Origin of the sequence: Streptomyces sp. A0592 (assembly GCF_004795115.1) — a bacterium.
GTDB lineage: Bacteria > Actinomycetota > Actinomycetes > Streptomycetales > Streptomycetaceae > Streptomyces > Streptomyces erythrochromogenes.
Map to the genome: position 1 here is coordinate 22,509 of NZ_SSBM01000027.1, position 14,682 is coordinate 37,190.

Here is a 14,682-nt window from a genome sequence, read left to right on the forward strand (position 1 = left end):
ATGTCATCACAGGCGGTTGCACCCGGCAGGGTGTACTGCTCCACTCGGCCTTGACCCGGGTCCGCGAGCGGGAGGCGGCAGCAGGGGGTCCGTTGGCCGTGGACTGGCTGTTTCCCGGCCCGCATCCGTGATCCTCTTTGATCCCTTGAGGATCGCAGGGGGAATCTATGGACAGGGCGCGTCTGTTCCAGGACGACCGTGTAGGCGCAAGGGTCTACGCCCGTGAGATCGCGGATGAGCCCTGGGGCCCGTGGCGTGTCCGGGCCGGGTCAGATATCCCCGGACGTTGTGGCGGTGACCAGGTGTCCTCATAGTTCGGCGTCGCCCACTCCTTGACGGCCACCTGGTCGCCGACGGTCAGCTTCCCCGGCGTGATCACGGAGAACTTCGCGCCGAACACAACACCTCCGCTCGGCGCGCGCCGGTAGTCGGCGAGTGTGCACAGGGGCTCCGGCCCCTGCCGTGCTCCGATCTCCTGCGCAACCAGGGTGACGGCACAGCGAACCGCGAGCTTGGCATAGCCCAACTCGGCCCCGCCGATGTTGATGCGGCGTGCGCGGTCCTCGGCATGCGGCAGGGCCGTCCAGTCGCCGCTCTCGTGGTCGTTCGTCCTGGCTGTCGACGACGATATTCGGGCGGAAGCGGTTCATCAACAGGGGCGGGGCACCTCGCTCGACCATCCGCCGGTTGAGGAGGGCGAGGGAGTCGCGGGACAGCAGGTGCACGGCACTGATGTCGGCATAGCGGGACGGGCCAGGGGTCAGGCCATCGGCGATCCGGTCGTGTTCCGGCGGCACACGGACCAGACGGCTGGGGGCGCCGAGGACCTGCGAGAGCCAGCCGGCGGCCTCGTCACCCTGGTCGATCCCCTGGAAGGCGGTGCCGAACAGATCGACGTCACGGCGTGACCCGGACGTCGTCACGTCGAGGCGGACTGAGCCGTGACCATCTGTGCGGTCGGCCGACTCGAGGGTGAGCTGGGCGCCGTCGGCGCTGACGGTGGGCTGGATCAGCGCGAGGCGAGGGTGCCGGCGCTGCGTGCGGAAGGCTCCGTCCTCGCTGATGACCATGAAGGTGCGGTCGTGCGCGAGACCCGCCGGCGTCAGGAACGCATCACTCATCGGCGTGCCCGCGCACCCCTTGACGGGATAGCAGACCAGATCCACAACGCTGGCCATACGCCCCCCTTGAACCCCAGGACCATCATCGTTCCAGCCCCCCACGATCAGGGCCGATCCCACATTCGGTCACCATCACGGACAAGCCCTGTGTCGTCGGTGGTAGGACCAGGTCACCGCTGCCAGGAGCGGACCCCACAGCAGGAGCGGGGCATAGGCGGCGACGAAGAGGACTTCACCAGCCGAGACACCGGGATCCGGACTGGGGGAGGTCAGCAGCCCGCCGAGGAAGAGGACCCACCACAGAACGGTGACCGCGAAAGCTCCCAGCGAAGCGGCCAGGACCGCAAGCCTGCGGTCGACCGGCCGGCCGCCGAGAAACGGAATCCAGCGCGGCACCACTTCCCCCCAGGGCCGAACCAGGCCCAACGTGAGATACGAAGCGGCCTCCGCAACCGCCCCGATCAGCAGTACGTAGCCCAGGCCGATCAACAGGGAGCTGTGCGGGAAGGCGGAAAGGAACTCCTCTCGCTCCATCACCCCGACCGGCACCCCGAGCACGAGCGCGACGCGCCACACACCGGAAGGGACGGTCGACCAGGCCGCGACATGAGCGGCACACACCGCCCAGCACGGGGGCGGCGGGACCAGCGGCACATGGGATTCGGGCGGGGCGGGATACGTCGTCGTCATGATGCGAATCTCCCGCACCGCACAGACCACAACATCACACCGCATGATGATCCGCCTCCCCCACCCGGGGGAGCACGGCCAAGCGGAGCCGCAGACGACACCGGCCCGCCGTGGGGGCACAAAGCCAGTGCACACGTCCCAACAGCAGCCACAGCCGAAAGGACCCGGTCCGCGCCACCCCACCAGCCGCCCCGTCGAGGGCCGGGCACGGCCAGCGGGACACCTCCCGTGCCCGCCAGCCGGTCCAGCTGGCACGCCACAACCGGCACCCGTTCCTGGAAAGTGCCGAAGCCGTCCTGGCGGTCGTCTGCTTGGCGGCCAGGCTGCCACTGGAATGGGAATATTTCGTTCATTCCTACAGCAACCGATCCACCGTTCCGCGCCGAATACCCGGTGGAAGGAGAAGGATCTGGCGCCGCGAGAGCAGGCGGCGGCCCCTTTCCTTCTCGCTCCGTCACCTCGGGGGTGATCGGGCCGCGCGGCGGGGCAGCCAGCACCGGCCCGCCTCCCGGAGGAGAAGACATGAGAACCAGACACGTCCGCCGCTCGGCCGCACTCGCGGCAGCGGCGTTCACCCTTCCCATCACTCTGGGGGTCGCAGCGCCGGTATTCGCAGCCTCCCAGCAGACCGACCCCTACGGCCCGGCCTGCGCATCCCTGCCCAGCCAGGGTTCGGGCAGCCTCGCGGGCATGGCACAGGACCCCGTGGCCACCGCGGCGTCCAACAACCCGGCACTGTCGACACTGGTCACCGCCGTGAAGAAGGCAGGCCTGGTCGACACCCTGAACAACGCCAAGGGCATCACCGTGTTCGCCCCGACCAACGAGGCGTTCGCGAAGATCCCGAAGGCCGACCTCGACAAGATCCTGGCCGACAAAGCAGAGCTGACCAAGCTCCTCACGTACCACGTGGTGGGCGAGAAGATCACCCCCTCGCAGCTCAGCGACGGCTCCTTCAAGACGCTCGAAGGAGGCACCCTGACCACAACCGGATCCGGCGAGAACTTCACCGTCAACGGCAAAGCGAAGATCGTCTGCGGTGACGTCCAGACCTCTAACGGGACAGTCAACATCATCGACACGGTCCTCACCCCGATGTAGCCCGCTGCCGGCTATCGAAGCGGCCGAAGCCTGACGAGGGCCAGCCGCCGCAGCACGGTTCCGCAGATCCCGGATGCCGGGCTGTCGCTCAGTCGGCACGGACTGGGACGACCTCTGGAATGCGTGATGTTGGCGTCTGGGGAATCAGATCCCGAGGAGCGCCACGATCGTCAAGTTGATGCACGAGAGAAGAGCGCCATGATCGTCAAGTTGCTGCACGACAAGGGCCTGCGGAGCGAGCACGCGTACACCGTCGCCTGTCTGACCATCGGGTTGTCCGTCGCCTCCTGGGCGACGTCGATGAAGGTCGAGCCAGCAGGCATCGAGCGGGCGGACCGGTGGGGCATCTTCATCGCGACCTGGCCCGCGACCTGGTTCGGCCTCGGGCTGGCACTGGCCCAGCACGAACACGCTGAAGACCTGCACGAACAGGTGTAGTCACTGATCAAGGCCCGACCGTCCGCGTGGTGCGGAGCAGGCCGGGCCTTGGTCTGCGGCGTAGCCGTCGCGTCGAGCCGACCGGCGTGGCATCGAGCCGCGCGGAAAGGCGTGTGGGGCGTCTCTCGTCCGCCACGCGCCACCATCCCCCGGAACCACATGCGGCCGGCTCTGCGACAGGGCCGGTGTGTGCGGGTCAGTTCTGGTTCACGGGCAGGGCGAGGTCAACCAGTGGGCGTTGAGCTACCGGCGCCACGAGGGTGAGCCCCGGCGGGTGGTGCCAGGGCTCACACGACGTGGTTCGTCAGCGGTTCATCAGGACGAAAACGCCCCACCCGAGGTATTCCCGCTGGTACCTGACGTGCTGGACGGGTGCCGCGGTCAGTTCCGCCCGCATCTCGTCGGCGAGCTCGTCGTGGGGGTTGGCGTCGAGCCAGCGCCGGATGTTGAGCCACTGAGCCGCGACGTACCTGTCCAAGCTGTCCTGGTCGGCGAGGACCATCTCAACCACGTCACAGCCCAGGTCCCCGAACTGCTGGAGCAGTTCCGGCAGCGTGAGCAGGTCGTCCTTGCGGGCCATGTGGCAACCCTCGACGACCGTCTGATCCTCGGGCTCGCAGCGCCAGTACGGCTCACCGATCAGCATCATGCCGCCGGGAGCAAGACTGCGCCGCAGGAGTTCGACAGTTCCGGCCACTCCGGAGCCGATCCAGGTCGCCCCGACGCAGGCTGCGATCCCGACGGGATCGTCGGCGACGTAGCCCGAGGCATCCACATGCACAAAGTCGACCTGGTCGGCAACGCCCAGCTCCGCAGCCCGCTCACGGGCGGTGTCGATGAAGACGGTACTGATGTCGACCCCGGTGCCGGTGACACCATGATCCCGGGCCCAGGTGCACAGCATCTCGCCCTTGCCGGAAGCGAGGTCGAGCATGCGAGTGCCTGGCACCGGGCTGATGGCCTGACCCAGGAGAGCCAGTTTGTCGCTGGTGAACGGGTTGCAGATGCGGTGGCTGCTCTCGCGGATGGTGAAGCTACGCGGCAGATCCATGACAGGGGTTCCTTCGGTTCGTGGAGGTCACAACGGTGGGGCTGAGCGGCCGTCGGGAACTGACCGCAAGAACCTGAGCCGTCATCAAATACACCTCTTCGAACGTATGAAGGATGGGACCGCTCGAGGCTAGGACCACCGTGATCAGCGTGTCCAGCGCAATTGGGACCTGACTGCGGGTGCCCCCGTGCCATGCGGGTCGGCGACCTGACACGGCCTGTGCCGTCAGCGGCACATCCCGCACCACCTCCGGACCGTGCGGGACTCGTGTCGTGCGGCCCTCGGCCTCGGATCGTAGGGCTCAATGGTGCAGGTGAACGAGACACTGGACGATGCCCACCAGGTACCCGACGGGGTCAGTGAGAAGACCGTCGCCGCGCTGGGCGCCCTGTCCAAGGCGCTGGAGACCACCGAGCGGGCGCGAGGGCACCTCTATGGATTCCACCAACTGACGGGAACCGCGGACTTCGAGCTGGACGACGCCGTCAGGCTGCTGAGGGAAGCGGGCCACGAGTCGCAGGCGCGCCTGGTGGAGCAGGAAGTGCTCGGGCGGAACGTCATCCCGGGGCACTGGACCTTCCAGATCATCGAGGCGTACAACGACACCTACTACCGGCCCTTCGCCGGCATCGAGCAGGACATCGTCGCCCAGCTGGGCCAGGGCCGCGACCACCTGTACGAGGCACGCCTGAAGGAGCGTCGGCGCACGCCCGAGCACCCCGACCACACCTTGTAGCCTCACCTCACGGGCGAATCGCCCTCGGAGCTGGAGGAGCCGGCACGTCGGGCCCCCGCGCAGGGCGCTCTTCGACGCCAGTAACCAGTAGGGGGCATGCGCTCAAGCGGGGCGGAGTTCGTGACCGGTAGGCCGTGCTCGGCGCGCAGGCGCTCGGCAACGAGCGAGCGGTGGCATGCCTCCGGATCACGCTCGACGCAGAACAGGGCGGACACTGATCCGTCCGGGAGGTCGCCAGTGCCTCGCGGTTGCGTTTGCCCACGCCCTGGCGATCGTCCTCGCGGTACTGGAGCTGACGCAGTTCCGTCGTCGGTGCCAACGCTTTCAGGTGTCGGTCCGGGCAGGAGGCGCCTCCGGTCCTGGTCGCCGACGTCCTGACAGTGGTGAGCGAACTCGATTACAACGCCGTGAGACACGCAGGGGGCGTCACGGACCTCCAGATCGCCGTCCGGGCCGGCCCGGTCATCATTGGGGTGTCCGACCGCTCGGCTCTCCTGTCTCACCTCAGACCGCCCTCCCCGCCCACAACGGCCCCCTCCCGCGCTCTGACCCCTGGAGGCGTTGTGGGTGCGGGCCCGCCATGAGCAGATGAGCGCCGCAAACCCGGGGGGCGCGCACATGGGGGCTCCCCTCGCCCGGCCGACGTTCGGGCCGGAGTCAGCCGGGGAAACGGCCTGTGGAGCGCAGCTGCCAGCGTCGCTCGGCGTAGGCCAGGTCGTCCCGCCACAGCCGGGCCGCCGCATGGCGCATCACCGGGCGCAGGATCGGCGCGGCCCAGCGGGCGACCGCGAAGCCCGGGCGGTCGGAGGCGGCCACCACGGCTTCGGTCACGGCCGTCCGCGGACGACCGAGCTCGTCCAGCCCCAGGGGGGTCGCGTGGGTCTCCACCACCGAACCCGCGCCCTCCCCCTCGGTGATGCGCATGACGACGGTGCGGGGCCCGGGAGCGGTGAAGACCGCCTGCACGGGTACCACGAGCGGTCCGGCCACCTTGAAGGAGACGTCGACGGTGAACCCGTCCTCGGCGTCGTCCCCGTCGGGCGAGCCGACGACCGTGAGGTCGACGAACGAGTACGGGTGGAACCAGGCCCCGTGCCAGGGATCCAGCCGGTTGGCCACGACGTCCTCGGGTTCGCAGCGCCCGGTGCCCTCATACACGGCAGTCACCCCGTGGGCCGGTGTCGGCCGGGCCGGCACGACGGGTTCGGCCGAGGGTTCCTCCCCGCCGACCTCGTCGAGCCGCACCCACAGGAGGGTTCCGTCGTCGAAGGCTGGCAGCGGCTCCCAGCCCGCGAACGACGTCCCGTCGAGGGCGAGCCCGTGCCAAGGGCACACCAGGGTTCCGCACCGGACCGGGCTGTCCGCAAGAGGAGCGCCGAGGTGGGGGCAGATTCCGGGTCCGGCATGAAGCCTGCCGTCGGTGCCGCGCCAGAGCACGACCTCACGGTCGGCCACGGTGCGGGCCAGGGGCCGGTTGCCGCCCAGCGAGGAGGACGCCCCCACGACGTACCAGTTCCCTGACGGCCGGGCCTGTGCCCGCTTCAGTGCTTCCGTGATCAAGCTCGGCCTGGCGTCGCGCCAAGTCGGCTGTTGCCGGTCCCATGGGACCGGCCTGCGGCGCAGCGAAAGGGGCAGTCGGGCGCGTCGTGCCATCGGTTCGGGTTTCACACGACCTCCTCGGAAACCGGCTGTTTCGGGTCTGCGGGCGCCTCCGGGTCCGGGGTGGCCGGCGCGGGACGTCGTCGGTGGCGCAGCCTGATGGCCGTCAGCCGGGCGAATGCGCCCGCCGCGACCGCCGCGCGTCTGCGGCGCGGGACCACGGCGCGGCGGTGCAGCACGGCATAGCCGTCCGACGCGACGGCGTCCAGGATGCTCCCGTACAGGACGTACGCGGTGCGGATGCAGGGCCGGGACAGCGGATCGAGCATGGCGAGGCCGGGCTGCGCGTCCCGGTAAACGCTGCGGGTGAGTGCCTCGAACTCCCGCAGGGCGGCCAGCACCCGGCGATCCTGGCTGTTGGTGTTCCGGCACCAGTGCAGCAGCTCGCGCTCGACGCCGTGCTCGGCCAGAAGGTCGGAGGGCAGGTAGACGCGGCCGCGGTCGAGGTCCTCGCCGACGTCCCGCAGGAAGTTGGTGAGCTGGAATGCGATGCCGAGGGCTGCCGCGTGCGGCTCGGCTTCCTCCCGCGGCACCACCGTGCCCAGTACCGGCAGCATCTGAAGGCCGATCACGGCCGCCGAGCCGTGCATGTAGCCGCACAGGTCGTCATAGGTGGGGTAGTCCGTTACCACCAGGTCGGACCGCATGGCGGTCATGAAGTCGCGGAAGTGACGGTGGTCGATCGCGTAGCGGTGGGCGGTGTCGGCGAGGGCTGCGACGACCGGCTCGCTGCCGTCATTGTGCTGCAGGCCTTCGTTCAGGCGCCGTTGTAGCGCCGCCAGCCGGGCGCCGCGCAGGGCGCTCTCCGCACCGGGGTCGGTGGAGTCGACGATGTCGTCGGCCCAGCGGGCGAATCCGTACAGCGCGTGTACGGCGGGCCTGCGTTCGGCCGGCAGCAGCCGGGTGGCCAGGAAGTACGTTGTGCCGTGCGCGGCGTTGAGTTCGCGGCAGCGGCTGTACGCGGCTCGCAGCGACGGGTCGGTGATGCCTGCGGCGTCGAGTTCGCGTTCGGACCGGTGGAAGTTCATCGGGCTGCTCCCTCGGGTCGGGCGGAGGTGCGCCGGGAACCGCCGCCCGTGATGCGGGCCGCGGCCAGCTTTCCGGACACCAGGGCGGTCGGTACGCCCACGCCGGGGGTGGTGCCGCAGCCGGCCAGGACGGCGTTGCTCGTGCCGCGGACGAGGTTGCGGGGCCGGAACGGGCCCGTCTGGAGGAAGGTGTGGGCGGCCGAGAAGGGGGTGCCGGCGGCATGCCCTTGGCCGAGCCAGTCTGCGGGGGTGACCAGGCATTCCTCTTCGATGGCCGCCTCGATGCCGTGGAGGCCGCGCCGTTCCAGCTCGCTCAGCAGGCGGGACCGGTACCGCGGACCGAGTTCGCCCCAGGCGGCGCCCGGGGGGCCGATCTCGGTGTTGGGGCAGGGAGCGAGGATGTAGTGCAGATGACGGCCCGGAGGCGCGAGGGTGGGGTCGGTGGCCGTGGGCCGGGTGATGAGCAGGGACGGATCGCTCATCAGTGTTCCGTGCCGGGTGAGTTCGTCGAACGTGGTTCGCCAGGCGGCGCCGAACGAGATCGTGTGATGGCCCAGCTGGGCCCAGGTGCGGTCCGTGCCTGCGTGCAGTACGACGGCGGAGGGAGAGTGCCGCAGCCGGAGCGGTCTGCGGGGGCGGCGTTCCAGGAGCCCGTAGCTGAGGGGCAGGTCGGCGGTGAGGATCACCGCGTCGCAAGGGATGCGGTCCTTCGCGGTGACAACGGCGGTGATCCGCCGGCCGGAACGTTCCAGTCGTGTCACCGGCTCACCGAACCGCAGCTCGGCACCCGCATCGGCGGCGGCGTCCGCCATGGCCTGCGGCAGTGCGTGCATGCCGCCGCGCGGGAAGTACACCCCGGCCACCGTGTCCATGTAGGCGATGACGGCGTAGGCGGCGAGTGCGCGGGCCGGCGGCACACCCGCGTACAGGGCCTGGAAGGAGAAGACCCGCTGGAGCCGCTCGTCCTTGAGGAAGGCACCGATGCGCCGGTCGAGCCGCCCGAAGCCGCCGAGCGCTGCGAGCCGCGCGAGGTCACCGGTCAGCAGGTCCAGGGGCGAGTCGAAGTTCGCGTCGATGAAGTGGCGCATCTGCGCCCGGTAGAGCTGCTGCAGCCAGGCGCGCAGCCTCCGGTATCCCGCCGCCTCGGCGGCTCCGGCGAACTGCTCGACCGCATCGGCCATCGTCTCGCCGTCGGTGTGCACGTCCAGGGAGCTGCCGTCCGCGAACGATGCCCGGTAGGCGGGGTGCAACGGGATGAGGTCCACGCGTCGGTACAGGCTGTCGCCGACCGCGGCGAAGGCTTCGTCGGCGAGATCCGGCATGGTCAGCACTGTGGGACCGGTGTCGACCTGGTAGCCGCCCAGACGGAGCCGTCCGGCGCGTCCGCCCGGCAGGTCGTCCTTTTCGACGACCGTGACTTGGCGGCCCGCGCCCAGCAGGTGCAGCGCGGCCGCCAGTCCGGCCAGGCCCGCCCCGACCACGACCACGTGGTCCGTGCGACCGTTCACGGTGCGGGTCACTGTCGGTGCTCCGGCGCACCGCAGGTGTCCGATTCCGTTGCGGCTGCGGCAGAGGCCCGGTCCGGTGCCCTCCCTGCGGCGCGCGGAGCCGCCGCTGTATCCAGGAGGAGACCGCGCAGGCGGCCGGCGGCACCCGAGTCGGGCAGGGCACCGTCGAAATGACGCAGCCCTCGGCTCAGCAAGCCTTCGATCTTCGCTTCGATCTCCGCCCGGGCACCCGTCCGCACCACCGCCTGCCGTACCTCGTCGAGGTCGGCGGGGGTCAGGTCCTGCTTCCCGAGGGCCGCCTTGAGTACCGTCGAAGCCTGCTGGTCGGCGGTTGCCTCGGCGCGCGCGACCGCCAGCGCTGCCAGGTAGGTCGGCTTTCCGTCGCGGATGTCCTCTCCGCAGATCTTGCCGGTGTGCCGGGGATCGCCGAAGAGGTCGTCGAGGTCGTCGCGCAACTGGAAGGCCAGGCCTACGCAGCGCCCCGCCGAGCACAGCGCTCGCGTGGTGCGCCCATCGGCACCCGCCACCGCCGCGCCCAGCGCCAGCGGACGTTGGACCGAGTACAGGGCGCTCTTGAGGTGGGCGGCGCGCAGCGCCCGGGGCTTGGAGCGTGAGCCGGTGAGCTGGCCCTGGAGGTCGAGGAATTGGCCCGCCACCATTTCGGTCCGCATGTCGCTCCAGACCTCGCGCACCGCGGTCGCCGTCCACGGATCGAGGGCCGTTTCCGCCATTGTGTCGTCCGCCCACGCGAGCGCCAGGTCTCCGGCCAGTACCGCAGCTGCTTCCCCGAAGCGGGCTGCGCGCTGTGGTGTCGTGGTGTCCTTGTATCGGTCCCGCATGTCGACGTGGAGGGCGGGGCGGCCGCGCCGCAGCGCCGATCCATCCATCACGTCGTCGTGGACCAGGGCGCAGGTCTGGAGCAGTTCGAGCGCTGCGCCGATGCGCAGGGTGGCCGCGGCTGTGTGCTCGTCGTTCCCTCCGCAGGCGCGCATCGACCACCAGAGGAGCTGTGAGCGGCTGCGTTTGCCTCCCCCGATCGTGAAGCGTGCGACGTGCCGGGCCAGTTCCTCTGCGAACAGGGTGTCCAGGACGGCCGCCCGGGAGAGCCGGTCCGCGAGGACCTCCTCCAGAGCGTGCCCGATCGCGCCGGGCACGTCGGCGTCCACGGCTTCCGGCTCTACCGTCGCAAGGGTTGCGTCATCCGGGTTGCGCCCACCGGCGGCTGTGTCGTGCGCCGTGCCCGCGGGAGCCTGGCCCGGATGTCGTCGCTGCCGCGAAGACCTTGAAGGGGCCACCAGGCCGGGCTCGGGCCGTGGCGTGGCCGTGGCGTGGTCCTTGGCCTGGGTTCGGCGCATCCCGGTTCCTCTCGGCGTGGTGTCGTTCGCTCGTCATGTGTGCCTTCGGTCCCTTCCCGTGATACGGATGCGGTTCGGGGCAGAGACCCGAACGCGCGGTAATGCCATCGTGCGGACGCGCCTGATCAGGTGACAGCAGCAGAAAGCTGCATCCGGGTTCGGTCCGAGGCAGGAACCCCTGCATGTACGCAGGTGGACCGGGGACGGAGGCAGCAGCCGTGCTGAAGGCGGACGTGGCGATCATCGGAGCGGGAGCCGCCGGGCTGTCGCTGGCCCACCGGCTCAGTGGACATGTGTCCGGTGCCCTTACCCCATCGGTGATCCTCATCGACGCTCCGCCCGGCCCCCTCCGCCCGGGTCCGCGCACCTGGTGCTTCTGGGAGCCGGGGCGCGGCCGCTTCGATGCGGCGGTGCGGGCCCAATGGCGCCACCTGCGGGTGCGGCCGCCTGCGGGCCTCGCGGTCGACGCCGACATCGCGCCGCTGCGGTACAAGATGATTCGCTCCGATGATCTCGAATCCCTCGTCTACCGCGACCTCGCCCGGAGCCCCAACGTCCGGCGCTTCGAAGCGCACGCCGACAGCGTCGAGGAGACCCCGGGCGGTGCCCTGGTGCTGATGACCCCGTCCGGCAGCCCGCCCGGCGCCCTGCAAGCACGCTGGGTCTTCGACTCCCGGCCCCTCGGAACCCTCCCGGCCGCACGCACCACCCTGCTGCAGCACTTCCTCGGCTGGTTCGTCCGCACGGCCCGCCCGGCCTTCGACCCCGGGACCGCCGAGCTCATGGACTTCCGGACACCCCAGCCCTCCGACGGGCTCTCCTTCGGCTACGTGCTGCCCACCAGCCCCCACGAAGCCCTGGTGGAGTACACGGAGTTCTCCCCTCGCGTCCTTACGGCGAGCGGCTACGAGACGGCGCTGCGGCACTACTGCGCGGACGTCCTGTCCCTCGGCGACGTGGAGATCGTCGCGACCGAAACCGGCGTGATCCCCATGACGGACGCTCCGATGCCACGACGGGTCGGCACGTCGGTGTTCCGGATCGGCGCGGCCGGCGGTGCGACCCGACCGTCCACGGGGTACACCTTCGCCGGACTCCAGCGCCAGACCCACGCTGTGGCTGCCGCCCTGCGGCAGGGCCGGCGGCCGGTTCCCCCGGCTGCGCATTCCGTGCGGGCCCGCACCATGGACGCGGTACTCCTACGTGCCTTGGCCAGCGGCCGCATCGATGGCCCCGACCTGTTCTGCCGACTGTTCACCCGCGTGCCGGCCGCCCGGCTGCTGCGCTTCCTCGACGGGCGCACGAACCTGCTCGAGGACCTCGCCGTCGGCCGGCACGCCCCGGCCGGCCCGATGCTTCGCTCGGCAGTCGAGCTGCCCTGCCTGCCCCGCCGTGCCTCCGCCTGACCCCCTCCCCCGCCATCAGTCTGGAGACCCTGTGACCACCCTGCTGCGCGACGAGGACCTCGCCGCCGCGTTCGACCACGCGTCCCGCAGTTACGACGCCTTGGTGGCTGCGAACCCCGGCTACCATGCGCACCTTCGGCGCTCGGTGCGCCGCCTCGGTCTGCCCGGCCGGGGTGAGGGCCTGCACGTCCTGGACCTCGGCTGCGGCACCGGCGCTTCCACGGCCGCGATCCGCGCCGTCCTCCCGGCCGCCGACATCACTGCCGTCGACGCTTCGGCGGGCATGCTGGCCCGGGCCGCCGCCAAGGGCTGGTCGGATCGCGTGCGCTTCGTCCTCGCGCCCGCCGAGCATCTGGTGGAAGCGGGCGTCGACGGGCCGTTCGACGCGGTGTTCGCCGCCTACCTCTTCCGCAACCTCTCCGACCCCGATGCCGTCCTGCGCACCGTCCGTGCCGTGCTGCGCCCGGGCGGTCGGCTCGCCGTCCACGAGTACAGCCTCAGCGGCCGACCCGCCGACCGGGCCGTGTGGACGCTGGTGTGCCGCGGCATCGTCCAGCCCGCCGCGACTCTGATGGGCGACGGGCCGTTGTACCGTCATCTGCTGCACAGCGTCATCCAGTTCGACCGGGCCGGCCGATTCGCCGACCGCATCGCCGAGGCGGGCTTCGACCGCGTCCGCGCACTGCCCCTGCCGGGCTGGCAGACGGGCATCACCCATACCTTCGTGGCCTCACGTGGGCGGGACCTGCGATGAGCCGCCCCGCACACCACCGGTCCGGGACGGCGCGCCGCGGCCGGGACCGCAGAGCTCGCATGCTGCCCGCCCACCAGGGGACCAGGTACGCCACCGGCCGGCACACGGTCGCGGTGGTCGGCGGCGGGATCGCCGGCCTCGCCGCCGCAACAGCCCTCGCCGAACGGGGAGTGGCGGTGACCCTGTACGAGCGCGAGCCCTACCTCGGTGGACGGGCGGGCGGGTGGCCGACCCGCCTGCGCGACGGCACCACCGTGACGATGAGCCGCGGCTTCCACGCGTTCTTCCGGCAGTACTACAACCTGCGGGGGCTGTTGCGGCGGACGGACCCCACCCTGGCACGTCTCGCCGGACTCCCCGACTATCCCCTGCTGCACGCCGACGGACTGCGCGACAGCTTTCGGCGCGTACCGCGCACGCCGCCGTGGAGCGCGCTCGGTTTCGCAGCGCTCAGCCCCTCCTTCCGGATGCGGGATCTCCCTGCCATGGACCCCGTCCGTGCGCTGCCCCTGCTCGACGTCCGCGTCCCCGACGTGTACCACCGTCTCGACGACACCAGTGCCCACGATTTCCTGGAAGCCATCCGCTTCCCCTCGCAAGCCCGCCACCTGGCGTTCGAGGTGTTCTCGCGAAGCTTCTTCGCCGACCCACGACAGCTGTCGGCGGCCGAGATGGCCTTGATGTTCCACATCTACTTCCTGGGTTCCGCCGAGGGCCTGCTGTTCGACGTACCCCGCTCGCCCTATCCGGAGGCGCTGTGGGACCCGCTGGCCGGATACCTGGGCCGGCACAGCGCCGAAGTGCGCACCAACAGCGCCGTCGAGCACGTCGCACCGGCCCGCGACGGGGGGTTCGAGGTCGCCGGGGGACACGATGGCCACAGGTACGACGCCGTGGTCCTCGCCCTGGACGCCACCGGCCTGCGCTCGCTGGCCGCCCGCTCGCAGCGGCTGGGCGACCCTGCCTGGAGGGAGCGGGTGGCGCGCCTGCGGCCGGCGCAGCCCTTCCTGGTCACTCGACTGTGGCTGGACCGGCCCGTCGCCCCGGACCGTCCCGGCTTCCTCGGAACGAGCGGGTTCGGCGGCCTCGACAACATCAGTGTCCTGGACCGTTGGGAGGACGAGTCGGCCCGGTGGGCGGCACGCACCGGCGGATCCGTCGTCGAGCTCCATGCCTACGCGGTGGACCGGCACGCGGCACGCGCCACCGAGCAGCGGCACCTCGTCGACCAGCTCCACCGCGTATACCCGGAGACCCACGGCGCCACGGTCGTCGACGCCCGCCATGAGTGGCGGGAGGACTGTCCGTTGTTCCCGGTGGGCGGTTACGCCGACCGCCCCACCGTTCACACCCCCGATCCCGGTCTGGTGGTGGCCGGCGACTGTGTCCGCACCGACCTCCCGGTCGCGCTGATGGAGCGGGCCGCCACGAGCGGCTTCCTGGCCGCCAACGCACTCCTGAAACGCTGGGGCATCCGAGGACAGGCCCTGTGGACCGTCCCGGACCGGGGCCGGGGCTCCATACTGCGTAAGGCGGCTGAATGGGCGAAACGCTGACCGACCGCCGGTCCGCCCGGGCCAGGCTGGCCCCGGGCGCCCAGTCAGGGCATTCAGCTCCCCGGTTGGTGGCGGGACGCGCCGTGGCCACGGCTGGTCGCCCGCGCTTGTGCGCCGACGGCCCTTGCCACGCCCGGCCGGGGCCCGACTTCCCGTTGGCACGGCGTCGAGAGAGAGCGCCCCATCCGGCTTCGGGGGGGGCGGGGCTCTGGAACGTCGTGCGGTCACCGGCGGCGATGGCTGTTCGCGGTGGTCTCCGCAGCAGAGACACCGTGCATG

General features: G+C 70.9%; 12 protein-coding genes and 1 pseudogene. 6 read left to right on the forward strand and 7 right to left on the reverse strand.

Annotation, left to right across the window (positions count from 1 at the left end):
- Positions 1-214: 214 nt before the first annotated feature.
- Positions 215-1,178 (reverse strand): annotated as a pseudogene (locus tag E6U81_RS29270) (MOSC N-terminal beta barrel domain-containing protein).
- A gap of 75 nt (positions 1,179-1,253) precedes the next feature.
- The gene (locus E6U81_RS29275; RefSeq protein WP_240804076.1) at positions 1,254-1,829 is read right to left on the reverse strand and encodes a hypothetical protein; all 576 of its coding nucleotides are present in this window, start codon (positions 1,827-1,829) and stop codon (positions 1,254-1,256) included.
- Positions 1,830-2,333: 504 nt separating this feature from the next.
- Here E6U81_RS29275 and E6U81_RS29280 point away from each other — a divergent pair.
- Together E6U81_RS29280 and E6U81_RS29285 are read left to right on the forward strand one after the other, a co-directional pair.
- The gene (locus tag E6U81_RS29280) at positions 2,334-2,912 is read left to right on the forward strand and encodes a fasciclin domain-containing protein (RefSeq protein WP_136233050.1); all 579 of its coding nucleotides are present in this window, start codon (positions 2,334-2,336) and stop codon (positions 2,910-2,912) included.
- 198 nt (positions 2,913-3,110) lie between these two features.
- On the forward strand, positions 3,111-3,350 hold the full coding sequence (locus E6U81_RS29285) for a hypothetical protein (RefSeq protein ID WP_136233051.1): 240 nt from the start codon (positions 3,111-3,113) through the stop codon (positions 3,348-3,350).
- Between the two features lie 304 nt (positions 3,351-3,654).
- On the opposite strand, the gene E6U81_RS29290 is transcribed toward E6U81_RS29285, so the two are convergent.
- On the reverse strand, positions 3,655-4,401 hold the full coding sequence (locus E6U81_RS29290; RefSeq protein WP_136233052.1) for a methyltransferase domain-containing protein: 747 nt from the start codon (positions 4,399-4,401) through the stop codon (positions 3,655-3,657).
- A 304-nt stretch (positions 4,402-4,705) separates the two neighbouring features.
- Here E6U81_RS29290 and E6U81_RS29295 point away from each other — a divergent pair, with 304 nt between their 5' ends.
- The gene (locus E6U81_RS29295; RefSeq protein WP_136233053.1) at positions 4,706-5,137 is read left to right on the forward strand and encodes a hypothetical protein; all 432 of its coding nucleotides are present in this window, start codon (positions 4,706-4,708) and stop codon (positions 5,135-5,137) included.
- A 657-nt stretch (positions 5,138-5,794) separates the two neighbouring features.
- Here the strand turns inward: E6U81_RS29295 and E6U81_RS29305 are convergent.
- The 4 genes from E6U81_RS29305 to E6U81_RS29320 are packed head-to-tail and all read right to left on the reverse strand — an operon-like array spanning position 5,795 to position 10,498.
- Entirely contained in the window at positions 5,795-6,790 is a 996-nt protein-coding gene (locus E6U81_RS29305) for a DUF5914 domain-containing protein (RefSeq protein ID WP_136233100.1), read from the reverse strand.
- A gap of 11 nt (positions 6,791-6,801) precedes the next feature.
- Positions 6,802-7,824 (reverse strand): phytoene/squalene synthase family protein, encoded by a 1,023-nt coding sequence (locus E6U81_RS29310; protein ID WP_136233054.1) that lies wholly within the window; start codon positions 7,822-7,824, stop codon positions 6,802-6,804.
- Complete coding sequence (gene crtI, locus E6U81_RS29315; RefSeq protein ID WP_136233055.1) at positions 7,821-9,344, reverse strand: phytoene desaturase family protein; 1,524 nt, start codon at positions 9,342-9,344, stop codon at positions 7,821-7,823. Before crtI ends, E6U81_RS29310 begins: the two co-directional genes overlap by 4 nt.
- Positions 9,341-10,498: a polyprenyl synthetase family protein gene (locus E6U81_RS29320; protein WP_240804077.1), complete on the reverse strand. Its 1,158-nt coding sequence runs from the start codon at positions 10,496-10,498 to the stop codon at positions 9,341-9,343. Before E6U81_RS29320 ends, crtI begins: the two co-directional genes overlap by 4 nt.
- A gap of 371 nt (positions 10,499-10,869) precedes the next feature.
- Between E6U81_RS29320 and E6U81_RS29325 the strand changes: the two genes are divergently transcribed.
- From E6U81_RS29325 to E6U81_RS29335, 3 genes are read left to right on the forward strand one after another with little or no spacing between them, the layout of a single operon-like run.
- Entirely contained in the window at positions 10,870-12,093 is a 1,224-nt protein-coding gene (locus E6U81_RS29325) for a lycopene cyclase family protein (RefSeq protein WP_240804078.1), read from the forward strand.
- Between the two features lie 31 nt (positions 12,094-12,124).
- Positions 12,125-12,847 (forward strand): class I SAM-dependent methyltransferase, encoded by a 723-nt coding sequence (locus tag E6U81_RS29330; protein WP_136233057.1) that lies wholly within the window; start codon positions 12,125-12,127, stop codon positions 12,845-12,847.
- A complete protein-coding gene (locus E6U81_RS29335; protein ID WP_240804079.1) occupies positions 12,844-14,403 on the forward strand; it encodes an FAD-dependent oxidoreductase in 1,560 nt (519 codons plus the stop codon). The genes E6U81_RS29330 and E6U81_RS29335 overlap by 4 nt, the downstream gene beginning before the upstream one ends.
- Positions 14,404-14,682: the final 279 nt, after the last annotated feature.